The sequence below is a fragment of the Pseudomonas sp. NFACC16-2 genome, from assembly GCF_900119205.1.
GTDB lineage: Bacteria > Pseudomonadota > Gammaproteobacteria > Pseudomonadales > Pseudomonadaceae > Aquipseudomonas > Aquipseudomonas fluorescens_Q.
The window spans coordinates 79,169-99,705 of sequence record NZ_FPIX01000003.1 but is presented as its reverse complement, the minus strand read 5'-3'; the positions used below and the strand labels follow the sequence as shown (position 1 = coordinate 99,705).

Below are 20,537 nucleotides of genomic sequence, written 5' to 3'. Positions count from 1 at the left end.
TCCTTGTCTGCTCGCAACCTACCTCACCAATAAGGGGTTTGTGTAGGAAAGGATGGCTCATTTGTGCATTGGGTCGTCCCAGAATGGCCGAACCACTTCCTGCTCCACATCGGCACGACTCACACCAATGTCCTTGAGCGCCTCGTCGCTCATTCCGGCCAGCAGTTCGCGCTCGTGGTGCAATTCGTACCAGCGGCTAAACTTGTGCAGCAGGGCGCTGACGGAGAAGCCGTGGGAGAGTTTGTCTATCAGTAGATAACCTTTTTGACCTTTCATCGTGATGTCCTCCGTTGGGGATGGATCAAGTCTCGCGCTAACGATAAGATCAATCCAACGAATGTTTCTTATGCAATACATCTCGGAGATTGATCAATTGTCGAGTTACCCGAGCATCGATACGGAAGTGCTGCGTACCTTTGTCGCCATCGCCGACCAGGGCGGTTTCACCCGGGCCGGGGAATTGGTCAATCGCACCCAGTCTGCCGTCAGCATGCAGATGAAGCGGCTGGAAGAAGATGTATTGCAGCGGCGGTTGTTCGAACGTGACGGACGCCAGGTCAAGCTCACCGCTGAAGGCCAGGTGCTGTTGGGTTACGCGCGGCGGATCCTCAAGCTGCACAGCGAAGTGTTCAATACCCTGCGTGAACCGCACATGGTCGGCACGGTGCGCATCGGCACGCCGGACGATTACGTGATGCGCTTTCTGCCAGGCATCCTGCAACGCTTCGCCCAGTTCTACCCGCTGATCGAAATTGAAGTGCACTGCGAATCGTCCAAGCAGTTGCTGCTGCGCCAGGACCTGGACCTGTCCATCGTCACCCGCAAACCGGGGGACGAAATCGGCCAGTTGCTGCGCAAGGAACGCTTTGTCTGGGCCGAAGCCGCTTGCTTCAATGTCCATGAACAAACACCGCTGCCGCTGGCGATGTTCAACAGTGACTGTTTCTGCCGGCAATGGGCCTGCAATGCGCTGGATGCCATGGGTCGCGATTATCGCGTGGCATACAACAGCTCGAGCCTGTCGGCGCTCATGGCGGTGGTGGGCGCCGGCCTGGCAATCACGGCGCAACTGGAAAGCCTGCTGACCCCGGACATGCGCGTACTGGGCGAAGCTGAAGACCTGCCGGAACTGCCCGAGGCCAGCATCATGCTGATCCGCAACCTGCATAACCCATCGCCGATCACCGAGTGCCTGGCCGAGCACATCGTCGAAGGCTTCAAACTTTAAAGGCGAGCAGCACCGCGCACAGCACCAGGAAACCGCAAAACAGCCCGCGCAACAGCCGCTCCGGCAAGGCGTGGGCGACTTTCACCCCCCAACTGATGCTCAGCAGGCCACCGACGGCAAGCGGCAGGCCGATGCTCCAGTCCACCTCATGGTGAAACGCATAAGTGGCGAGGGTCACGCCGGTACTGGGCAAGGCCAGTGCCAGGGATAACCCCTGGGCGACCACCTGGCTGGTGCCAAAAATGCTGGTCAGGATCGGCGTCGCGACCACGGCCCCGCCAACACCGAAAAGGCCGCCCATGGTACCGGACGCCGCCCCAAGCACGGCGAGCCATGGCCAGCCATAACGCATCTGCGCCGAAGCCGGTGCGTTGGCGGCGAACATGCGGGCCATGTTGTAGAGTGTCAGCGCGATCAGGAACGCGACGAAGCCGATCCGCATGCTGTTCGCGTCGATCCCCACGGCCCAGATCGAACCCAGCCAGGCAAAGCAGAACCCCATGGAAGCCAACGGCAGGACATGGCGCAATTCGATGCGATTGCGCTGGTGATAGCGCCACAATGCGAGCATCACATTGGGCACCACCATGACCAGCGCTGTCCCTTGGGCCATTTGCTGGTCGAGGCCGAACCAGACGCCCAGCACCGGAATGGCAATCAGGCCACCACCGATCCCGAACAATCCTCCCAAGGTGCCCAACACGGCACCAAAGACCAAGAACAGTGCAAATTCGAACACAGAAGACTCCCCTTTTCCTTAGGGCGCTTATCCTACGCAGTCGGCGCCAGCGGGGAAACGTAACATCCATCCGAAATATCAGAATTATCTGGTGCATTAAAGATTCGCCCGCTAGATTCGTATCGATCATTGATTGAAGGTTCTGCCATGAACACCCTGCGCGACACCCCCGAAGCCTGCGAAGCCCTGCTACTCGACAACCAGGTCTGTTTCGCCCTGCACTCCACGTCGCTGCTGATGACCAAAGTCTACAAGCCGCTGCTACAGGCCCTGGGCCTGACGTATCCGCAATACCTGGCGATGATGGTGTTGTGGGAAAAGGACGGGTTGACCGTCGGTGAAATCAGCACGCGCCTGCTGACAGACCCCGGCTCGCTGACGCCACTGCTCAAGCGCCTGGAGGTCGAGGGCCTGCTGAGCCGCACCCGCAGCCGTGAAGACGAACGTGTGGTGATTGTCGAACTCACCGAACAGGGCCGCGCCCTGCGCGAAAAAGCCCTCGACATTCCCCAATGCATCCTCGCCGCCAGCGGCCTGACCCTGGAGCAGTTGAAGAAGCTGCAACTTGACCTGCAGGCACTGCGCGAGCATTTGCAAGACAGCCTCTGACTGACCTCCAACTGACCCACCGCTATCGCGAGCAAGCTCGCTCCTACGCTTGATGCTCAGTGGCTATAAATCTGCGTTCGACGCAAATCTAATGTGGGCGAGCTTGCTCGCGATGGCGGGGTCCTGCCGTTCCTTGATCTGTAACTCGCCCATCTAAATTTTTTTTTGCTGCGCTGAAACGCTCTAGCTCAAGGGTTACACGCCCTTTTAGCGGCGCCGACTCAACTCGCCTCAAAAAATTATCTTGCGCGCAAAATATTAGCGCTATACATTCGCCTCACACCTAATTAGCGCGCAAACATTTAGCGCGATAACTCCACCCCAGAAACGAGGCTCTCATCATGCAAACGCTCTACACCGCAATCGCAACCTCCACCGGCGGCCGTGATGGTCGTGCGATCTCCAGTGACAACATCCTCGACGTCAAACTCGCCACGCCCAAGGAACTCGGTGGTGCAGGCGGTGCGGCGACCAACCCTGAGCAACTGTTCGCCGCCGGCTACTCGGCCTGCTTCATCGGCGCACTGAAATTCGTGGCTAGCCAGAGCAAACGCAAGATCCCGGACGACGCCTCGATTACCGCCCATGTCGGCATCGGCCAGATCCCCGGCGGTTTCGGCCTCGACATCGACCTGCACATCAACCTGCCAGGGCTGGACCAGACCGACGCGCAAAGCCTGGTGGATGCGGCTCACCAAGTCTGCCCGTACTCCAACGCCACCCGCGGCAACGTTGATGTGCGCCTGCACGTGACCGTCTGACCACCGACCCTGGACCCGAACCTAAGGAGATGCATATGAACACGCTCAGCAAAGCCTTTGCCGGTACCCTTCTCGCCCTCAGCGTCAGCAGTGCCTTCGCCGACGGCATCGTCGAACACAACACCCAGGCGTTTCTCGACGTGCTGAATGCCGGCACTGGCAAGCCCCTGGAGCAACTGTCGCCCAAGGACGCCCGCGCCGTATTGGTGGGCGCCCAGGCGGGGGTGAAACTGACTTTGCCCAAGGCCGACGTCAGCGAGAAAACCATCCAGGTCGATGGCCAGCCGATCAGCCTGACCATCGTTCGCCCGGCCGGGGTCAAGGGTGAGTTGCCCGTGTTCATGTTCTTCCACGGCGGTGGCTGGGTATTGGGTGACTTCCCGACCCACGAACGCCTGGTTCGAGATCTGGTGGCGGGCTCGGGCGCTGTCGCGGTGTTCGTCAACTACACGCCCTCACCCGAGGCGCATTACCCGGTGGCGATCAACCAGGCCTACGCCGCCACGAAATGGGTGGCCGAACACGGCAAGCAGATCAACGTCGACGGCAAGCGCCTGGCCGTGGTGGGCAACAGCGTCGGCGGCAACATGGCGGCGGTCGTGGCCCTGATGGCGAAGGACAAAGGCACGCCGGCGATCCGTTTCCAGGCGTTGCTATGGCCGGTGACCGATGCCAGCTTCGAGACGGCATCCTACAACCAGTTCGCCGAAGGGCACTTCCTCAGTAAGAACATGATGAAGTGGTTCTGGGACAACTACACCACCGATGCCGGGCAACGCAGCGAGATCTATGCCTCGCCACTGCGCGCCAGCACCGCACAACTCAAGGGCCTGCCGCCAGCACTGGTGCAGACCGCCGAAGCCGATGTCTTGCGCGATGAAGGCGAAGCCTATGCCCGCAAGCTGGACGCGGCCGGTGTACCCGTCACCGCCGTGCGCTACAACGGCATGATCCACGACTATGGCTTGCTCAATGTGGTCAGCCAGGTACCAGCGGTGCGTTCGGCGATGTTGCAGGTGTCCGAAGAGCTCAAGCAGCACTTGAAATAACTGGGCCCCGGAGCCTTGGTGGCACTTTGAAATAAAAAAGCCCGACTCAATGGTCGGGCTTTTTCATACACAAGGCTTCGCTTATTTAGCGCGGCCTTTGTAGGAACCGCCTTCGCGGGTATCGATCTCGATCATGTCGCCGATTTCGATGAAGTCAGCGACCGACAGTTCGGTACCGTTCTTCAGTTTGGCAGGCTTCATCACCTTGCCGGAAGTGTCACCGCGAGCGGAACCTTCGGTGTAGTCAACCTGACGCACGATGGTGGTCGGCAGTTCAACGGAAACCAGACGGCCTTCGAAGAATACGGCTTCGCAGACATCGGTCATGCCTTCTTCAACGAATGGCAGGACGCTTTCGATGTCTTCGGCGTTCAGCTCGTACATGGTGTAGTCAGTGGTGTCCATGAACGTGTAGGAATCACCGCTGATGAAGGACAGGGTCGCTTCTTTGCGGTCGAGGATCACGTCGTCCAGCTTGTCGTCGGCACCGTAGACGGTTTCGGTCTTGTAGCCGGTCAGCAGGTTCTTCAGCTTGGTCTTCATGATCGCGCTGTTACGACCCGACTTGGTGAATTCAGCTTTCTGAACCAACCAAGGATCGTTGTCGATACGAATCACGGTACCGGGTTTGAGTTCTTTACCAGTTTTCATTGCGAATATCCGAATTTGGATGGGATTTACAAAAATCTAGGCCGCGTATCATATCCAATTTACATAAAACTTCACCAGCGCTGCGGCAAGATCGGCTCGCGAGGCCTGTTCCAGACACCACGCCTGGGCATGTTCGGCCAGTTCCTGCTGCTGTTCACGGGTGGCATTCCAATATTCGGTCATGTCCTGGCCGGCATTCCAGGCCCGCCAAAGACCGCTGATCGCTTTTTGCGCGGCCGGTGAAAGCCCCTGATTGTAGAGCCTGAGAAATGCCTCGAGCTTTTCCAGGTGGACGTCTTCTTCCTGCTGGTAGATATGCCAGAGCAGCGGCCGACCAGCCCATTGCGCGCGCACGAAGGAGTCTTCGCCACGCACGGCGTTGAAATCACAGCACCACAGCAATTGGTCGTACTGATCCTGGCGAACGAACGGCAGCACCTGCACCGTCAGTGCACCGCGTCGATGCAGCGCACCGACCTTCAGGCCTTCGACACCGAGCCAACACTCGACGTCGCCCAACACTCGCCCTTCGGGAACCAGCACATGAAATGCCTGGGTATCGGCTGCCATCGCGTCAAACCAGCTCGCCAGCCCGGCGTTCTCGTAGGCAAACAGCGAGATCAGGCAGGCTTGCGGCGCCCGCTCCACGCCCAATCCTTGCAGGAAACTGCGTTGCGCTTCGGCATCCTGCTGAAATTGCCGACGGCGCTCCAGCAGGCCGGCCTCGCGCAGCAAGCCACCCGTTCCCTCCCGAAAGCCGGGGAAAAAGAAATATTTCTGCACGTGCTTGTATTTGACTGACGGTAAACCATGGCAACCGATCACCCAATCCTCGGCGCTCAAATAATCGAGGTTCATCCACAGGGGCGTCGTCTGGCGCGCAGTCATCGCATCCATGTAGGCGCTCGGCAGTTGGCAGGCAAACGCGGCGATCACCACGTCGGCGGCTTCGGTGGGCGCCCACTCCCCGGGCCAGTGACGTACTTGCACGCCCTGCTGCCATTGCTCGGACAGGGTGAAGTCGATTTCCGGGCAAATTCGTTCGAAGGCACGCAGGTCGTCGACCCATAGCCGCACCGCGCATCGATGCTCGGCCACCAGCTGCCGAGCCAGGCGCCATGTGACACCAATGTCGCCAAAGTTATCGACGACGGTGCAAAAAATATCCCAACGCACAGTCATTCCCGACTCCCTGTGGCAAAGGCCTGATTGTCCCGAATAAACCGATCACGCAGAAGAGCCGACGGCGATTAATCTTCATGCGACAATATCGCCTGCCCATGCCCCTGCCAGGAAGCAGCCATGCCCGATCACTCGACACCCTCGCGCCTCACGGCTTTGCAATTGATCTTCAGCATCGCCCTGGGCCTGTGGCTGGGGTTCCTCGCCATCGTGTTGACGGGCTGGCTGCTGTCCAGATTCCTGTTCAACGAACAACTGGCCCCCGTGGCCGCCGCCGTCCATCAACTGGCGCAACCACCGGCGGTGCAACCACCACCAGAGCCGCCCACGCCGATGTTCGAGCAGTACCAGCAGAACCTGCAGAGGAACGAGCAGCGCCAGGCGCTCGATCAGGCCCGCAACAATCCGCGCAACCTGTCCAACCCCAAATGCCAGTTCTGGCTGCAACAGGACCAGAATGGGCCCAGTGAGAAAAGCCGCGCCAACGTCCTGCAATTCTGCGAATGACCATGAACAAACAGACCGTCCACCAGTTGATTCTCGACAAGCTCAAAATTGATCTCGACATCGCCGAACGCGCCGCGCAGACCGCCTACGAAACCGCGACCCACGAAGAAAACATCGCCGAGAACAAGTACGACACCCTGGGCCTTGAAGCTTCTTACCTCGCTACCGGGCAAGCCAGGCGCATGGAAGAAATCCGCCAGGCCCTCACCCTCTGCCAGAACCTGACGCTAAGGCCTTACGACAAGCAGCGCGGCATTCAGGTCGGCACCTTGATCGGGCTGGAGGATGAGGATGGCCGTCAGCAATGGCTCTTCCTGGGGCCGGATGCGGCGGGCTTGAAGGTCTCGCTGGTGGGCCAGCCGATCACCGTCATCACCCCTCGCTCACCGCTGGGCCGCGGCCTTTTGGGCAAGTTCGAAGGGGATGAAGTAGAGATCGTGGTAGCGGGCGCCCGGCAACAGTTCACTGTCACCGAGGCGATCTAGAGGGGTCTTAGTGCACCGGTAGCTCGACGCCGTCGAACAACTCTTCAAGTTCTTGCTTGTTGTGGCACTGGATGGCCTTGGCCATCACTTCCCGGGTCAGGTGCGGTGCAAACTTCTCGATGAAATCGCACATGAACCCCCGCAGGAAAGTGCCACGACGGAAACCGATCTTGGTCACGCTGGATTCGAACAACTCACTGGCATCCAGTACCACCAGGTCGCTGTCGAGCTTGGTATCGACGGCCATCTTCGCGACGATGCCTACCCCCAGGCCCAGGCGAACGTAGGTCTTGATCACGTCGGCGTCGGCGGCGGTGAACACCACCTTGGGCGTCAGGCCACGATGGCTGAAGGCTTCGTCAAGTTTGGAACGACCCGTGAAACCGAATACGTAGGTCACGATCGGGTATTCGGCCAGGGCTTCGAGGGTCAACTTCGGCAGCTTGGTCAACGGATGGCCCTGGGGCACGACCACGCAGCGGTTCCAGCGATAGCACGGCATCATCACCAGGTCCCCAAACAGTTCCAGGGCCTCGGTGGCAATGGCGAAGTCCACGGTACCGTCGGCGGCCATTTCGGCGATCTGCATCGGCGACCCCTGGTGCATGTGCAGCGCCACGTCCGGGTATTGCTTGATGAAGTTGCTGATCACTGGCGGCAGCGCATAACGGGCCTGGGTGTGGGTGGTGGCGATCGACAAGGTGCCTTTTTTCTCGTTGGAGAATTCCTGGGCGATCTGCTTGATGCTTTCGACCTTGCGCAGGATCTCGCCAGCGGTGGTGATGATGCGCTCACCGGCCGGCGTCACGCGGGTCAGGTGCTTGCCACTGCGGGCGAAGACTTCGACGCCCAGTTCATCTTCCAACAGGCGGATCTGCTTGCTGATGCCGGGTTGCGATGTGTAGAGGCTTTGGGCAGTAGCGGAAACGTTGAGGTCGTGGTGCGCCACTTCCCAGATGTAGCGCAGTTGTTGAAGCTTCATATGTATCCCTCAAAGCAGTTGGACGCCACGGGCATCAGCGACGGTATATAACTATATGAAAGGTTTTGGCAATAAATCTAGAACTTTTTATAAAATGCCATCGTTTCGCCTCAGGCCTCTCCCTGGCGTCGGCGCTGTACCAGCGGTACCAGATAGACCGGCACCCGGGATAACTGCAATACCCGTGCAGCGGTTCTGCCCAAGGGGGTTTCACCGCTTGCCCCTTGGCAATGACTGCCTACGATCAGCAAGTCGACGGAGAGTTTCGCAGCCTGCTCCAGGATGACTTGGGAAGGATCGCCCTGGTACACCCTGACCGACTTGATCAGTTTCAAGTCCTGCTGCCCTTCCCCCAACTCCTCGCGGAAACTGTCGAGCACCCGCTGTTCGATATTGGCCATCACCGTATTCAGACCTTGGCGGTGAAATTCGTTCAGCGCCTGCTCGTCGAGATAGCTTTGCAACACCGACTCGGCGAACAGCCCCATCGGTTCTACCGCATGCACCACATACAACTCGGCTTCAAACGTCCGTGCTAACGCCAAGGCATGCTGCATCACATAAGGGGCGTACAGGCCCAGGTCTGTGGCGTACAGCATCGAACGAATCATGTGACCTCCTCGCGTGCCAAAATGGCGGAGATTGATTCAGCTTAGCAGCGCCCGGGGGACTGCGACGTGCGGCTTGACGTCCCGGACCAAGGGCAGTCAGGGCTTCACTTCGTTACTGATACCGTGGGGCACGTGACCGGTGGCGACCACCTCCCGGGCCAGTTCGCAATGGCCGGTCTGGTCATCGAAAAAAACATCGGCGGCGAAGGCTTCGAGGAAGGCCGACTTGGTCAGGCCACCCAGGAACAACGACTCGTCCAGGCGAATATCCCACTCACGCAAGGTCCGGATGACCCGCTCGTGAGCCGGTGCCGAACGGGCCGTCACCAACGCCGTACGAATGGGGCAGGCGTCCTCGGGAAACTCACGCTGCAGTGCATTGAGCGCCGCCAGGAACCCCTTGAACGGCCCGCCTCGCAGCGGCTCGCGGGCGGCCTGTCGCTCGCTGGCCTGGAAGGCCTCCAACCCATCGGCCTGATAGACGCGTTCCGACTCGTCGGAAAACAGCACGGCATCGCCGTCGAAGGCAATGCGCAGTTCCTCGCTGGCCGCGCGACTGGCACCACCCGACAGGATGGTCGCGGCGGCAAACCCGGCGTCCAGGGCACTGCGCACGTCTTCAGCGTGGGTGGACAAAAAGAGATCGCAACCGAACGCCTTGAGGTACGGGTACGGGCTGCGACCGCCCACGAAAGCCGCGCGCGAGATCGCCAGCCCATAATGATGGATCGAGTTGAACACCCGAAGGCCGGTGTCGGCGCTGTTGCGCGAAACCAGGATGACTTCGACCCGGGCACGCCCCAGGTGCTCGTTAAGGCTCAGCAGCTTTTGCACCAGGGCGAAGGCGTCGCCGGGTGCCAGGACTTCGTCCTCATGCTCGATCTGGTATTGCCGATAGGCTTCGACACCACTCGACAAGTACACCTTGTGGCTTTCCCTCAGGTCGAACAGCGCCCGCGACGAAATCGCTAGCACCAGTTTGTCGTCGATGTTGTTTGCCATACCGCTCCCCTTTCGCCCGCTCAGCGGTTATATCGGTCCACGAACGCCAACGCCTGGTACAAGGCTTCGATTTTCGGCAGCTCACACCCTGCCGCTTTCGCTGCCGCCAATGGCCGGCCGTAGATCGCGTCCAGTTCCAGCACACGCTTGTGGGAATAATCGTGGTACATGCTCGGCCAGTAGTCGGGCATCTTCTCGGTCATCGTGAACAGATACTCGGCATAACCCGGCGCGATATGATGCCCGCAGGCTTGCGCACCGCGGACCACCTCCGCCATCAGTGCCTGGATCAATTCGCGGCTATGGTCGTTGGCCATCAACGGCGTGGTACTGGCGCCCAATAGGACCGAAAGACCGTTGTACGGCACATTCCACACCAGCTTCTGCCAGCGGGCCTGTTGCAGGCCCGGCATGGCCTGGGCGTCGATACCGGCGCTGCGGAACAACGTCGCCGCCTCTTCGACGATCACCATGCGTTGTGCCTGATCGGCGCAAGGCCCACTGTGATAACCGACGTTGACCGCGCCCAGGGCCTGGTGGGTGACGATACCAGGGCCGACGCGATGCACGCAGATCAGGCACAGGCCACCCAACAGGTGCAACGAATCGGGCAACAAAGGGCGAAGATCGTCTTCGACATCCAGGCCGTTCTGCAGCAAAAGGACTTTTGCCCCCTCAGCGGCAGCCTGGGTAATGACCGGGGCCAGCTCGGTATTGCTGGTGGTCTTGGCGCCAACCAGCAGCCAGTCGCAGGGCGGCATGTCGGCTGCCGAGCGATACGCCTGGACGGGGTTGAGGGCCAGCGTACCGTGGACCGCGCTGTCGATCCGCAAACCGGCTTCGGCCACGGCAGCAAATTCGCTGCGCAGTAAAAAGTGCACGTCAAAACCGGCACGCGCCAGCATCACGCCGTAGAACCCACCGATCGCCCCGGTGCCGATCATCCCGATCCGCGGTTTCACGCCTGCCTGCATCTTTGCAACTCTCCTGGTAAAGGTCCCTGCACACTATCAGCGCGAGCGGCATGGCATGCAATCATCATTACATCTGCTCACGAATCTGTTGCAGAGCCATCTACAAGGCCTTTTCCCCAGCCTATAGGGCATTAAACCCGTCCCAGCCCATTGTCGAGCCCCCTCGTAACGCGATAAGGTTCGGCTCCCCGACGCGCTTAAAATCCGCTGTGCACCGCCGCGCGGGGATCGCTGGCGGCCGGCACCCGTGACCTGACGAGTAACACGATGGCTGATTTACCGATCAACGACCTTAACGTCGCCTCCAACGAGACCCTCATCACGCCTGACCAGCTCAAGCGCGATATTCCCCTGAGCGACGCTGCCTTGCGCACCGTGACCAAGGGCCGGGAAGTCATCCGCAACATCCTGGACGGCACCGATCATCGCCTGTTCGTGGTCATCGGGCCCTGCTCGATCCATGACATCAAGGCCGCCCACGAATACGCCGAGCGCCTGAAGGTGCTGGCTGCGGAAGTCTCCGACACCTTGTACCTGGTCATGCGGGTGTATTTCGAGAAGCCCCGGACCACCGTCGGCTGGAAAGGCCTGATCAACGACCCGTACCTGGATGACTCCTTCAAGATCCAGGACGGCCTGCACATCGGTCGTCAATTGCTGCTGGACCTGGCGGAAATGGGCCTGCCCACGGCCACCGAAGCCCTGGACCCGATTTCGCCGCAATACTTGCAGGACCTGATCAGTTGGTCGGCCATCGGCGCGCGCACCACAGAATCCCAGACCCACCGCGAAATGGCCTCCGGCCTGTCGTCGGCAGTGGGCTTCAAGAACGGCACCGACGGTGGCCTCACCGTGGCGATCAACGCCTTGCAGTCGGTCTCCAGCCCACACCGTTTCCTGGGCATCAACCAGGAAGGTGGCGTGTCGATCGTCACCACCAAGGGCAACGCCTACGGTCACGTGGTACTGCGCGGCGGCAACGGCAAGCCGAACTACGATTCGGTCAGCGTCGCGCTGTGTGAACAGGCGCTGAACAAAGCCAAGATCAAGCCGAACATCATGGTCGACTGCAGCCACGCCAACTCCAACAAGGACCCGGCACTGCAGCCGCTGGTGATGGAGAACGTGGCCAACCAGATCCTGGAAGGCAACCAGTCGATTATCGGCCTGATGGTCGAAAGCCACTTGAATTGGGGCTGCCAAGCCATCCCGAAAGACCTCGCCGACTTGCAGTACGGCGTCTCCATCACCGATGCCTGCATCGACTGGAGTGCCACCGAGAACACCCTGCGCAGCATGCATGCCAAGCTCAAGGATGTTCTGCCAAAGCGGCAGCGCGGTTAAAAAACATCGCAGCCTCGTTTCACTCGGCAGCTCCTACACAGCTCCTGTACATATTTGGAGCGGGGATGTAGGAGCTGGCGAAGCCTGCGATCCTTTACTTTCCCCAAGGCATAAAAAAACGCCGTGCTCTTCAGCCCGGCGTTTTTTTATTGGGAATCCTTTTTCTCAGAGTTTCGCCGCGTGCCGCTGGTGACGCTCCATGTAGCGCTCCACGTAGGAGCAGGATGGGATCACCGTGTAGCCCATTTCTTCGGCGTACTGCAGCGCACTTTCGGTCAACGCCGCCGCGATGCCCCGGCCGCGCAAGGCGTTGGGCACGAAGGTGCGATAGATATCCAGGGTCTGCTTGCCCAGGTCCATATAGGTCAGATAAGCACGATGACCGTCCACGTTGGTCTCGAACTGATGACCAGCCTGGTCATGGTGGATGGTAACCGCCTCGCTCATCACTACTCCTCGCGGGTCTGAATGCCGACCCCTACCTTACCGATGTTTTTCCGGCGAAGGAACATCTACGCCACCCCGTGCCTTCCTGGTCACCGAGCGCCAAAATCGATCCGCTCAAACCCGAGCACGTCGTGAATAGTAGGCACCAATGACGCAAATGCTCAAGGCACGCCTGTCATCGAAGGGGTAAACCTCGTCGGGTTTATCGATTGAGCGCCATCGTCGCGCTCTAGTCGGTCACGGTGCAATAGCTGAACATCGCCAGTTGTTGAGTCTTGAGACGAGCGCGCGTAGTTAAAGTCACCGCCAATACCAATAAAGATGCCTGGGGCATTGCACAAAAAATGTACAAAAGTGTAGGTGAATCAATAAACAACGACGTTAGCGAGGGCTGCTAGAGTTCTTCGCCGCCACGGAACTTTTTTTCGTTGACGTGCTCCAGCCAAGGGCTTTGGGCTGTATATTTTTTAAACACCCCTTAGAAAAGTTGCTCGAAAAAGAATCACCGCCTACAATTTTTTTGCTTCTTGCGCTACGTCAGTTTACTTACTACAAGTAATGGGTAGTATGTACGCCGGCTAACTCCTCAGTCTGGGGAGACAGTCACTAATAGAATGTCCTTGAAGGGGAACACGATGAACAACGTTCTGAAATTCTCTGCTCTGGCCCTGGCCGCAGTTCTGGCTACCGGTTGCAGCAGCGCATCGAAAGAAACCGAAGCACGTCTGACTGCTACCGAAGACGCAGCAGCTCGCTCCCAGGCTCGTGCAGACGAAGCTTACCGTAAAGCTGATGAAGCTCTGGCTGCTGCTCAAAAAGCACAACAGACTGCTGACGAAGCTAACGAGCGTGCTCTGCGCATGCTGGAAAAAGCTAGCCGCAAGTAATAGTCCCCCGGGATTGTTATCGAGCCGACCCATTTTTGGGTCGGCTTTTTTTTGGATTCGAGAGCGGTTGCCCGGTGTTTTCCCAAGCCAAAAAAAACCCGCCGACATCGCGAAACGTCGGCGGGTTGTTGTCGAGTCTTTTATTGCTGCAAGTCGATCGGCGCGCTCGTGACCATCGGTGCCGAGGTATTCGGAACAGCGATTTCCACCGGCATGCCATCTTCGGCCGCCACCACGTCCCGCACCACGTCCCAGTTCATGCGCAAGTTGCTGGTGATGTCTTCACGCTTGAGCATCGCGTTGATCACTGAGGTGTGCTTGTCCACCACCGACGGGTTGCCCTTGTCGTCCAGCGGAGTGTGAGCCTCCAAGTACACCTTGCCACCGCTCAAGCCCAGCTTGTAGGGGTCGTTGATGATCCGCACCGATGTGCCCACCGGCACCATGCCGGCCATTTCCAGCACGTTATTGTTGAACATCCGGAAGCAGCCGTGGCTGGTCCGCATGCCGATGCCGAACTTCTTGTTCGAACCATGGATCAGGTAGCCCGGGGTGCCCAGGGTGAACTTGAAAGGCCCCAGCGGGTTATCAGGGCCTGCGGGCACGACGTTCGGCAGCGGGTCGCCGTCGGCGGCGTGTTCGGCCTTGATCGATGCCGGCGGGGTCCAGGTCGGGTTCGGCGTCTTGGCGATGATGCTGGTGTGGGCGATCGGCGATCCCCAGCCCTCACGCCCGATCCCCAGCGGAAAGGTGTAGACCACGTTCCGCCCCTTGGGGAAATAGTAGAGACGGTACTCGGCAAGGTTGATCACGATGCCTTCGCGCGGGCCCGGCGGCAGGATGAAACGAGTCGGCAGCACGATCTCGGTGCCTGCGCCCGGCAACCAGGGATCGACCCCCGGGTTGGCGGCGACCATCTCGCTGTAGCCCAGGTCATAGGTGGTGCCAAGGTCGGCGAAGGTGTCTTCGTATTTGGCCTTGATAACCTGCACCTGGCCAACGATGTCTTCACCCGACGGTGGCAGAGGCAGCTCCAGGGCGGCAACGGGGCCCGCCATACACAGGGCGGCAAGAGACAGGCAGCGGGCGACGGCAGGCAAGCGCGGCAACATCCGGGAAATCCTTCGCAGATCGAACAAGGGGTGATGAAAACGGCGATTGTACACTGCCACCTGTTATTTCGGGGAGAGCGGCAATCAAGCGTCCGATGCACAGCATTTTGCTCGGCATTCACCCCGCGCCCTGTGGGAGCCGAGCTTGCTCGCGATAGCGGTGGCACGGCTTGCATCGAGGGTGAATGTACCGCCGTCATCGCGAGCAAGCTCGGCTCCCACAGGGGCGCGGGTCATGGCACGCGCGGAGGGATTACAACTCGAACCGCAGCTCCGGCCAGATCGGCGATGTGCCGCGCTTCTGGGACTCCAGGATCGCCCGGCACAACGAGCACAGGCGATGATCCTGGAAAATCTTGCGATCGACGCTCGACCAGCGCGGTTGGGCCGGCAGCAGGCTGCCGCAGAGAGTCCGGTCGGCCGAGCCACCGAGTTCCAACTGCCGGGTCACCAGGTGCACCCGTACTTCCTGGCAGGCGAACAGATCCAGCTGCTCGTCAGGCTCGATCAGTTGGTAGGCAAACAGGGACCAGGCGGGACGCGGCATCGGGGGCTCCAAATCGGGGGCGCCACATTAGCCGAAAGCCCGCCGGTAGAAAAGCGTCAAAGCAGCGGTTTCAGTGTCGGCCATACATTTTCCAGCAACTTGCCCTGGGCCGCGACGGACGGGTGCAATCCGTCGCCTTGCATCATGGTCGGGATGCCACCGACGTCCTTGAGAAAAAACGGCACCAGCGGGACTTTTTTCTCCTCGGCCAGGGTGCTGTAGACCCGGGCAAAGGCTTCGGTGTAGCGCCGTCCGTAATTGGGTGGCAGTTGCATACCCAGCAAAAGCACCTGGGCACCGCTGGCGCGAGCGCTGTCGATCATCGCTGCAAGGTTTTGTTGCAATTGCGTTGGCGGCTGTCCGCGCAAGCCATCGTTGCCGCCCAGCTCCAGGATCACCAGGTCCGGCTTATGGGCTGCAAGCAGCGCCGGCAGCCGCGCCTGGCCTCCGGCGCTGGTGTCGCCACTGATGGAAGCATTGACCACCTTATCGTCAAAACCCTCGGCCTTGAGCCGTTGTTCGAGCAACGACACCCACCCTTGCCGGGTATCCAGGCCGAAAGCCGCGCTGATACTATCGCCAACGATCAGGACTGTACCCGCCGCTGCGTTCTGGGCCATGCACATCAAGGCCAGGCCGGCACTCAAAAACCACACACGCATCGGATTCTCCATGGGCTCAAGCATTCTCACCGCGACGGACCTTAGCAAAGTGGTCTCCAGCGCGGAAGGTGAACTGACCATCCTGCACGAACTCAGCCTGGAACTGAACAAAGGCGATAGCCTGGCCATCGTCGGCGCGTCCGGTTCCGGCAAATCCACCCTCCTGGGCCTGCTGGCCGGCCTCGACCTGCCCAGCAGCGGCGAGGTGACGCTCGCCGGCCGGGCCCTCAGCACACTGGATGAAGACCAGCGTGCGCGGATCCGCGCCGAGCACGTCGGTTTCGTCTTCCAGTCGTTCCAGTTGCTCGACAGCCTCAATGCACTGGAAAACGTCATGCTGCCGCTGGAACTGGACGGGCGCAAGGATGCCCGCGAACGCGCCACGCAACTGTTGCAGCGCGTCGGCCTGGGCCAGCGCCTGACTCACTCGCCGCGCCAGCTCTCCGGCGGCGAACAGCAACGCGTGGCGATTGCCCGCGCCTTTGCCGCCGAACCCGACGTGCTGTTTGCCGACGAACCCACCGGCAACCTCGACAGCCACACCGGCGAGCGCATCAGCGACCTGCTGTTCGAATTGAACAAGGAACGCGGCACGACCCTGGTGCTGGTGACCCATGATGAACGCCTGGCCCATCGCTGCCGGCGCCTGATCCGACTTGAAGCCGGCGAGATGGTCGCCCCTCTGGAGCCTTGATGGCACGCTTGCCGCTGTTGCGCCTGTTCAGTCTCGCTGTCCGTCAATTGCTTCGCGATGCCCGCGCCGGTGAGTTGCGGGTGTTGTTCTTCGCCCTGCTGGTGGCGGTGGCGGCCAGTACCGCCATCGGTTACTTCGGTGCCCGCCTCAACGGCGCGATGATGATGCGCGCCACCGAGTTCCTCGGTGCCGACCTGCTGCTCGAAGGCAGTTCCCCCGCCCGCCCGGAGCAGATCCGCAGCGGCACCGACCTGGGGCTGGAACACGCCCGGGTCGTGGAGTTCTCCAGTGTCGTGGCCACCGACAATGGCATCCAGCTCTCCAGCGTCAAGGCGGCCGATGACAGCTACCCATTGCGCGGCGAACTGAAAAGCAGCCCCACCCCGTTTGCCCCGGAAGAAACCGGCGGACGCCCGAACCCTGGCGAGGCCTGGGTCGAAGCACGGCTGCTGACGGCACTGGACCTGAAGATCGGCGACAGCATCGACGTTGGCAACCAAACCCTGCGGTTGGCCCGAGTGCTGACCTATGAACCGGATCGCGCCGGCAATTTCTACAGCCTCACCCCGCGAGTGCTGATCAACCTCAAAGACCTGGAGGCCACCGGCGTGGTCCAGCCGGGCAGCCGTGTCAGCTATCGCGACCTGTGGCGCGGCCCGGCATCGGCGCTGCAAACCTACCGCGACCTGGTCAAGCCTGGCCTTGAAGCCAACCAGCGCCTGCAGGATGCCCGCGACGGCAACCGGCAGATCGGTGGTGCCCTGGGCAAGGCCGAGCGCTACCTGAACATGGCCAGCCTGGTGGCCGTGTTGCTGTCCGGAGTCGCCGTCGCGCTCTCGGCCAACCGCTTTGCCACCCGACGTTTCGATGCCAGTGCACTGCTGCGTTGCCTGGGCCTGTCACGCCGGGAAACCATGGTGCTGTTCAGCCTGCAATTGACGGTGCTGGGCCTGCTCGCCAGCATCAGTGGCGCCTTGCTCGGCTGGATCGCCCAACTGGGCCTGTTCGCCTTGCTGCACGACCTGCTGCCCACCACCGTTCCGCCGGGTGGCCTGCTGCCAGCAGTCGCCGGGATCGGTACCGGGCTGGTGGCCCTGGCGGGGTTCGCCCTGCCGCCATTGGCTGCACTGGGCCGGGTACCACCGTTGCGGGTGCTGCGCCGGGATATGCTGCCGATCCCCTCCAGCTCCTGGGTGATCTACGGTGCCGCGCTGGGTGCCCTGGGCCTGATCATGTGGCGCCTGAGCCTGGACTTGGTCCTCACCTTCGCACTGCTGGGCGGTGGCGTCGTTGCCGCCCTGGTGCTCGGCGGCTTGTTGTTGCTGCTGCTCCAGAGCCTGCGTCGCCTGCTGGCCCGCGCATCCCTGCCCTGGCGACTGGGCCTCGGCCAATTGCTGCGTCATCCCTTGGCGGCGGCCGGCCAGGCCTTGGCGTTTGGCCTGATCCTGCTGTCCATGGCGTTGATCGCATTGCTGCGCGGTGAATTGCTGGACACCTGGCAAAACCAGTTGCCGAAAAACGCGCCGAACTATTTCGCCCTGAATATCCTGCCCAACGACAAACAGGCCTTCACCGACAAACTGCTGGAATTGTCCGCACAATCTGCCCCGCTCTACCCCGTGGTCCCCGGTCGCCTCATCAGCATCAATGGCGAGCCGGCCACGGAGTTCGTCACCAAGGACTCGGCGGGTGACCGGGCGCTGCAACGTGACCTGAGCCTGACCTGGGCTGCCGACCTGCCGGCGGGCAACGTTGTCACCGCAGGGACCTGGTGGCCGCAGCAGCCACCGGACGATATCCCGGGGGTTTCGGTGGAAGGCAAAGTGGCCGAGAACCTCAAGATCAAGCTGGGCGACCGCCTGGTATTCAGCGTGGGCGGCGTCAATCGTGAAGCGAAGGTCACCAGCCTGAGGGAGATCAACTGGGACAATTTCCAGCCCAACTTCTTCATGATCTTCCAGCCCGGCACATTGAAGGATCTGCCAGCGACCTATCTCACCAGCTTCTACCTGGCGTCGGGCCACGACCAACAGATCGTCGACCTGTCCCGGGCCTTTCCGGCGGTGACGATCCTGCAAGTCGAGGCCCTGCTCGAGCAACTGCGCAGCATCCTGGCCCAGGTGACCCTGGCGGTGGAGTATGTGTTGCTGTTCGTGCTGGCAGCGGGGATGGCGGTGCTGTTTTCCGGCCTGCAGGCGACCCTCGACGAGCGCATTCGCCAAGGCGCGCTATTGCGCGCACTCGGCGCCGAACGGCCCCTGCTGGTCAAGGCCCGGCGCATCGAGTTCGGCCTGCTGGGCGCGGTCAGTGGCCTGCTCGCGGCCCTGGGTTCGGAACTGGTGAGCCTGGTGCTTTACCGGTACGCCTTCGACCTGCCCTGGCATCCGCATCCTTGGCTGTTGGCATTGCCGCTGCTGGGGGCCTTGTTGATCGGCGCGGCCGGTGTGTTCGGCACCCGTCGAGCGCTCAATGCCAGCCCGCTGACAGTATTGCGCGAGGGTTGATAGACTCCCGGTTTCGCTATTACAAGAAGTTGCCATGAGCCGTTATCGCCCACCCCGCACCGCCGGCACCGCGCTGATCACCCCCGAGGGTGAAGCGCGGATGCGCGCTGAATTCCATGAGCTATGGCATGTGCGCCGTCCACAGGTGACCCAGGCGGTCAGCGAGGCGGCGGCCCAGGGTGATCGTTCGGAAAACGCCGAATACACCTACGGCAAGAAAATGCTACGGGAAATCGACAGTCGCGTGCGCTTCCTCACCAAGCGCCTTGAAGCGCTCAAAGTGGTCAGTGAAAAACCCAGCGATCCGAACAAGGTGTATTTCGGCGCCTGGGTGACGGTCGAAGATGAGGACGGCAAGGAATCACGCTATCGCATCGTCGGCCCGGACGAGCTGGACCTGAAACAGAACCTGATCAGTATCGACTCACCGTTGGCACGAGCCCTGATCGGCAAGGCCCTGGATGCCGAGGTCAGCGTCCAGACGCCTACCGGCGAAAAACGGGTCTACATCGTGGACATCGCGTATCCGTAATCCTCGCCTCAGCGACGCGTGATCAATCCCTGCCGGGCGACACGGGTCAACTGCCGGATCATTTGAGGAGCGTCCGCCGCACTGGGGGACTGGATGACGGCCAGGTCGAAACTGTCATTGGCGAACCGCGCCAGTGACTCGCCGTCTTCGACAAACTGGATCAGGAAAGCCGCGGGCCCATGGTTACGACGCGGCCAGCCGTCGAGATAGCGCAAGAGCGTTGGCTGGTGAGTGCCGCCCAGGAGAATTTTCGGGTTGCGTTGCACAAGGTTCGCCGTGATCGGCGCAAGACGTACTAGGGGGCTGGGTGCGTTCATCGTGTCGTGTCTCTGCCTCAAAAGTCTGCATGGCAGGTGAGAGGCAACACCGAACCAGCGCTTTAGCGGTATTTCGAAGCCTCGTCTTCGGCTTCTATCGGCGACTGGATCGAGTCACCTGGCGCCCCGCAAGTAGCTGTTTAAATCGGCGCATGAGCGGCATCCTAGAGAAGCTGACCGGCCAGTGTCAAGAATCACTTCCCATGAAAAGGCCCGTACAAGACGGGCCTCGAATTCAAATCGAGCAATCAACCCGCGATGGCGCGATCGACCGATAGCTTGCCCGCACCTTCGATCAGCACGGCAATACTGCCCGCCAGCAACGCCAAGGCAAACTCATAACCGTTGTTGGCCATGAACAAGCCGTTACCGATGTGCACGGAGAAAATCGCCACCAGCGACAGGAAGGCCAGGCCCAGTGCAGCAGGACGCGCCAGCAGGCCGATGATCAGCGCCAGCCCGGCAAAAAACTCGGTACCGCCCGCCAGTGTCGCCATCACGTAGCCCGGGGTCAGGCCGATGCTTTCCATCCACTGCGCCGTGCCTGCAAGGCCGTAGCCACCGAACAGGCCGAAGAGTTTCTGCGAGCCGTGGGCAGCGAATATGACACCAACGGCGATGCGCAGGACAGTCAGGCCGTAGCCAGCGCGGGTAGACAAGACTTTATTGATCAACGAGCTCATGCGGGTTCATCCCTAGGTGTGTGGTTGT

General features: G+C 60.8%; 25 protein-coding genes. 11 read left to right on the top strand and 14 right to left on the bottom strand.

Annotated features, from left to right (window positions below; translation table 11 throughout):
- Positions 1-57: 57 nt before the first annotated feature.
- Positions 58-276: a DUF1127 domain-containing protein gene (locus tag BT116_RS04850; RefSeq protein ID WP_003199394.1), complete on the bottom strand. Its 219-nt coding sequence runs from the start codon at positions 274-276 to the stop codon at positions 58-60.
- A gap of 97 nt (positions 277-373) precedes the next feature.
- On the opposite strand from BT116_RS04850, the gene BT116_RS04845 reads away from it, so the two are divergent.
- Positions 374-1,228 (top strand): LysR substrate-binding domain-containing protein, encoded by an 855-nt coding sequence (locus BT116_RS04845; protein ID WP_027912697.1) that lies wholly within the window; start codon positions 374-376, stop codon positions 1,226-1,228.
- Here BT116_RS04845 and BT116_RS04840 read toward each other — a convergent pair.
- Positions 1,218-1,967 (bottom strand): sulfite exporter TauE/SafE family protein, encoded by a 750-nt coding sequence (locus BT116_RS04840; RefSeq protein WP_063322314.1) that lies wholly within the window; start codon positions 1,965-1,967, stop codon positions 1,218-1,220. The genes BT116_RS04845 and BT116_RS04840 overlap by 11 nt on opposite strands.
- Before the next feature lie 147 nt (positions 1,968-2,114).
- Between BT116_RS04840 and BT116_RS04835 the strand changes: the two genes are divergently transcribed.
- The 3 genes from BT116_RS04835 to BT116_RS04825 all read left to right on the top strand — a co-directional run bounded on the left by BT116_RS04835 (position 2,115) and on the right by BT116_RS04825 (position 4,386).
- Positions 2,115-2,576: a MarR family winged helix-turn-helix transcriptional regulator gene (locus BT116_RS04835; RefSeq protein ID WP_072340585.1), complete on the top strand. Its 462-nt coding sequence runs from the start codon at positions 2,115-2,117 to the stop codon at positions 2,574-2,576.
- A 341-nt stretch (positions 2,577-2,917) separates the two neighbouring features.
- A complete protein-coding gene (locus BT116_RS04830; RefSeq protein WP_072340582.1) occupies positions 2,918-3,337 on the top strand; it encodes an organic hydroperoxide resistance protein in 420 nt (139 codons plus the stop codon).
- A 35-nt stretch (positions 3,338-3,372) separates the two neighbouring features.
- The gene (locus BT116_RS04825; RefSeq protein WP_072340579.1) at positions 3,373-4,386 is read left to right on the top strand and encodes an alpha/beta hydrolase; all 1,014 of its coding nucleotides are present in this window, start codon (positions 3,373-3,375) and stop codon (positions 4,384-4,386) included.
- An 81-nt stretch (positions 4,387-4,467) separates the two neighbouring features.
- Here the strand turns inward: BT116_RS04825 and BT116_RS04820 are convergent, their stop codons facing one another.
- Together BT116_RS04820 and earP are read right to left on the bottom strand one after the other, a co-directional pair.
- Complete coding sequence (locus BT116_RS04820) at positions 4,468-5,037, bottom strand: elongation factor P (RefSeq protein ID WP_007955690.1); 570 nt, start codon at positions 5,035-5,037, stop codon at positions 4,468-4,470.
- A 48-nt stretch (positions 5,038-5,085) separates the two neighbouring features.
- Positions 5,086-6,219, bottom strand: coding sequence for an elongation factor P maturation arginine rhamnosyltransferase EarP (gene earP / locus BT116_RS04815; RefSeq protein WP_072340576.1), 1,134 nt, complete (start codon positions 6,217-6,219; stop codon positions 5,086-5,088).
- Positions 6,220-6,339: 120 nt separating this feature from the next.
- Here earP and BT116_RS04810 point away from each other — a divergent pair, with 120 nt between their 5' ends.
- Both BT116_RS04810 and BT116_RS04805 read left to right on the top strand, forming a co-directional pair.
- On the top strand, positions 6,340-6,726 hold the full coding sequence (locus BT116_RS04810) for a hypothetical protein (RefSeq protein ID WP_072340572.1): 387 nt from the start codon (positions 6,340-6,342) through the stop codon (positions 6,724-6,726).
- Between the two features lie 2 nt (positions 6,727-6,728).
- Positions 6,729-7,211 carry a GreA/GreB family elongation factor gene (locus BT116_RS04805; RefSeq protein WP_072340833.1) on the top strand — a complete coding sequence of 161 codons (483 nt, stop codon included), beginning with the start codon at positions 6,729-6,731 and terminating at the stop codon, positions 7,209-7,211.
- A 7-nt stretch (positions 7,212-7,218) separates the two neighbouring features.
- Here the strand turns inward: BT116_RS04805 and cysB are convergent, their stop codons facing one another.
- The 4 genes from cysB to BT116_RS04785 form a co-directional block, all read right to left on the bottom strand.
- Entirely contained in the window at positions 7,219-8,193 is a 975-nt protein-coding gene (cysB, locus tag BT116_RS04800) for an HTH-type transcriptional regulator CysB (RefSeq protein WP_003199376.1), read from the bottom strand.
- A 110-nt stretch (positions 8,194-8,303) separates the two neighbouring features.
- Positions 8,304-8,804 (bottom strand): universal stress protein, encoded by a 501-nt coding sequence (locus tag BT116_RS04795; protein ID WP_014337270.1) that lies wholly within the window; start codon positions 8,802-8,804, stop codon positions 8,304-8,306.
- Positions 8,805-8,900: 96 nt separating this feature from the next.
- Positions 8,901-9,806, bottom strand: a complete 906-nt coding sequence (locus BT116_RS04790; RefSeq protein ID WP_063322319.1) for a 5'-nucleotidase — start codon at positions 9,804-9,806, stop codon at positions 8,901-8,903.
- A 20-nt stretch (positions 9,807-9,826) separates the two neighbouring features.
- Entirely contained in the window at positions 9,827-10,780 is a 954-nt protein-coding gene (locus BT116_RS04785) for a putative 2-dehydropantoate 2-reductase (RefSeq protein ID WP_072340569.1), read from the bottom strand.
- A gap of 267 nt (positions 10,781-11,047) precedes the next feature.
- Here BT116_RS04785 and BT116_RS04780 point away from each other — a divergent pair, with 267 nt between their 5' ends.
- Complete coding sequence (locus tag BT116_RS04780) at positions 11,048-12,124, top strand: 3-deoxy-7-phosphoheptulonate synthase (RefSeq protein WP_003199364.1); 1,077 nt, start codon at positions 11,048-11,050, stop codon at positions 12,122-12,124.
- A 165-nt stretch (positions 12,125-12,289) separates the two neighbouring features.
- On the opposite strand, the gene BT116_RS04775 is transcribed toward BT116_RS04780, so the two are convergent.
- Positions 12,290-12,571: a GNAT family N-acetyltransferase gene (locus BT116_RS04775; RefSeq protein ID WP_003199362.1), complete on the bottom strand. Its 282-nt coding sequence runs from the start codon at positions 12,569-12,571 to the stop codon at positions 12,290-12,292.
- A 635-nt stretch (positions 12,572-13,206) separates the two neighbouring features.
- Between BT116_RS04775 and oprI the strand changes: the two genes are divergently transcribed.
- Complete coding sequence (gene oprI / locus BT116_RS04770; RefSeq protein WP_003183784.1) at positions 13,207-13,458, top strand: outer membrane lipoprotei OprI; 252 nt, start codon at positions 13,207-13,209, stop codon at positions 13,456-13,458.
- A gap of 140 nt (positions 13,459-13,598) precedes the next feature.
- Here oprI and BT116_RS04765 read toward each other — a convergent pair whose 3' ends face one another.
- The 3 genes from BT116_RS04765 to BT116_RS04755 form a co-directional block, all read right to left on the bottom strand.
- Positions 13,599-14,570 carry a L,D-transpeptidase family protein gene (locus tag BT116_RS04765; protein ID WP_072340566.1) on the bottom strand — a complete coding sequence of 324 codons (972 nt, stop codon included), beginning with the start codon at positions 14,568-14,570 and terminating at the stop codon, positions 13,599-13,601.
- Between the two features lie 253 nt (positions 14,571-14,823).
- Positions 14,824-15,117, bottom strand: a complete 294-nt coding sequence (locus BT116_RS04760; RefSeq protein ID WP_003199347.1) for a hypothetical protein — start codon at positions 15,115-15,117, stop codon at positions 14,824-14,826.
- Between the two features lie 56 nt (positions 15,118-15,173).
- Complete coding sequence (locus tag BT116_RS04755) at positions 15,174-15,779, bottom strand: arylesterase (RefSeq protein ID WP_063322322.1); 606 nt, start codon at positions 15,777-15,779, stop codon at positions 15,174-15,176.
- Between the two features lie 10 nt (positions 15,780-15,789).
- Between BT116_RS04755 and BT116_RS04750 the strand changes: the two genes are divergently transcribed.
- Genes BT116_RS04750 through greB form a run of 3 tightly spaced genes read left to right on the top strand, consistent with a single transcriptional unit; the run spans position 15,790 to position 19,509 of the window.
- Complete coding sequence (locus tag BT116_RS04750) at positions 15,790-16,473, top strand: ABC transporter ATP-binding protein (protein ID WP_063322323.1); 684 nt, start codon at positions 15,790-15,792, stop codon at positions 16,471-16,473.
- Positions 16,473-18,977 carry an ABC transporter permease gene (locus BT116_RS04745; protein ID WP_072340563.1) on the top strand — a complete coding sequence of 835 codons (2,505 nt, stop codon included), beginning with the start codon at positions 16,473-16,475 and terminating at the stop codon, positions 18,975-18,977. The genes BT116_RS04750 and BT116_RS04745 overlap by 1 nt, the downstream gene beginning before the upstream one ends.
- A gap of 34 nt (positions 18,978-19,011) precedes the next feature.
- The gene (gene greB, locus BT116_RS04740) at positions 19,012-19,509 is read left to right on the top strand and encodes a transcription elongation factor GreB (RefSeq protein ID WP_003199337.1); all 498 of its coding nucleotides are present in this window, start codon (positions 19,012-19,014) and stop codon (positions 19,507-19,509) included.
- A gap of 8 nt (positions 19,510-19,517) precedes the next feature.
- Here the strand turns inward: greB and BT116_RS04735 are convergent, their stop codons facing one another.
- Together BT116_RS04735 and BT116_RS04730 are read right to left on the bottom strand one after the other, a co-directional pair.
- Complete coding sequence (locus BT116_RS04735; protein ID WP_063322325.1) at positions 19,518-19,826, bottom strand: hypothetical protein; 309 nt, start codon at positions 19,824-19,826, stop codon at positions 19,518-19,520.
- 248 nt (positions 19,827-20,074) lie between these two features.
- Positions 20,075-20,509, bottom strand: coding sequence for a DoxX family protein (locus tag BT116_RS04730; RefSeq protein ID WP_072340560.1), 435 nt, complete (start codon positions 20,507-20,509; stop codon positions 20,075-20,077).
- Positions 20,510-20,537: the final 28 nt, after the last annotated feature.

What these genes read in the sequence shown, in the direction of transcription:
- BT116_RS04820 (WP_007955690.1), bottom strand. Translation starts at nt 5,037, where the DNA reads ATGAAAACTGGTAAAGAACTCAAACCCGGTACCGTGATTCGTATCGAC.
- BT116_RS04780 (WP_003199364.1), top strand. Translation starts at nt 11,048, where the DNA reads ATGGCTGATTTACCGATCAACGACCTTAACGTCGCCTCCAACGAGACC.
- BT116_RS04730 (WP_072340560.1), bottom strand. Translation starts at nt 20,509, where the DNA reads ATGAGCTCGTTGATCAATAAAGTCTTGTCTACCCGCGCTGGCTACGGC.
- BT116_RS04785 (WP_072340569.1), bottom strand. Translation starts at nt 10,780, where the DNA reads ATGCAGGCAGGCGTGAAACCGCGGATCGGGATGATCGGCACCGGGGCG.
- earP (WP_072340576.1), bottom strand. Translation starts at nt 6,219, where the DNA reads ATGACTGTGCGTTGGGATATTTTTTGCACCGTCGTCGATAACTTTGGC.
- BT116_RS04850 (WP_003199394.1), bottom strand. Translation starts at nt 276, where the DNA reads ATGAAAGGTCAAAAAGGTTATCTACTGATAGACAAACTCTCCCACGGC.
- BT116_RS04830 (WP_072340582.1), top strand. Translation starts at nt 2,918, where the DNA reads ATGCAAACGCTCTACACCGCAATCGCAACCTCCACCGGCGGCCGTGAT.
- BT116_RS04745 (WP_072340563.1), top strand. Translation starts at nt 16,473, where the DNA reads ATGGCACGCTTGCCGCTGTTGCGCCTGTTCAGTCTCGCTGTCCGTCAA.
- BT116_RS04750 (WP_063322323.1), top strand. Translation starts at nt 15,790, where the DNA reads ATGGGCTCAAGCATTCTCACCGCGACGGACCTTAGCAAAGTGGTCTCC.
- BT116_RS04795 (WP_014337270.1), bottom strand. Translation starts at nt 8,804, where the DNA reads ATGATTCGTTCGATGCTGTACGCCACAGACCTGGGCCTGTACGCCCCT.
- greB (WP_003199337.1), top strand. Translation starts at nt 19,012, where the DNA reads ATGAGCCGTTATCGCCCACCCCGCACCGCCGGCACCGCGCTGATCACC.
- BT116_RS04735 (WP_063322325.1), bottom strand. Translation starts at nt 19,826, where the DNA reads ATGAACGCACCCAGCCCCCTAGTACGTCTTGCGCCGATCACGGCGAAC.
- BT116_RS04805 (WP_072340833.1), top strand. Translation starts at nt 6,729, where the DNA reads ATGAACAAACAGACCGTCCACCAGTTGATTCTCGACAAGCTCAAAATT.
- BT116_RS04775 (WP_003199362.1), bottom strand. Translation starts at nt 12,571, where the DNA reads ATGAGCGAGGCGGTTACCATCCACCATGACCAGGCTGGTCATCAGTTC.
- BT116_RS04825 (WP_072340579.1), top strand. Translation starts at nt 3,373, where the DNA reads ATGAACACGCTCAGCAAAGCCTTTGCCGGTACCCTTCTCGCCCTCAGC.
- BT116_RS04755 (WP_063322322.1), bottom strand. Translation starts at nt 15,779, where the DNA reads ATGCGTGTGTGGTTTTTGAGTGCCGGCCTGGCCTTGATGTGCATGGCC.
- oprI (WP_003183784.1), top strand. Translation starts at nt 13,207, where the DNA reads ATGAACAACGTTCTGAAATTCTCTGCTCTGGCCCTGGCCGCAGTTCTG.
- BT116_RS04790 (WP_063322319.1), bottom strand. Translation starts at nt 9,806, where the DNA reads ATGGCAAACAACATCGACGACAAACTGGTGCTAGCGATTTCGTCGCGG.
- BT116_RS04835 (WP_072340585.1), top strand. Translation starts at nt 2,115, where the DNA reads ATGAACACCCTGCGCGACACCCCCGAAGCCTGCGAAGCCCTGCTACTC.
- BT116_RS04760 (WP_003199347.1), bottom strand. Translation starts at nt 15,117, where the DNA reads ATGCCGCGTCCCGCCTGGTCCCTGTTTGCCTACCAACTGATCGAGCCT.
- BT116_RS04765 (WP_072340566.1), bottom strand. Translation starts at nt 14,570, where the DNA reads ATGTTGCCGCGCTTGCCTGCCGTCGCCCGCTGCCTGTCTCTTGCCGCC.
- cysB (WP_003199376.1), bottom strand. Translation starts at nt 8,193, where the DNA reads ATGAAGCTTCAACAACTGCGCTACATCTGGGAAGTGGCGCACCACGAC.
- BT116_RS04810 (WP_072340572.1), top strand. Translation starts at nt 6,340, where the DNA reads ATGCCCGATCACTCGACACCCTCGCGCCTCACGGCTTTGCAATTGATC.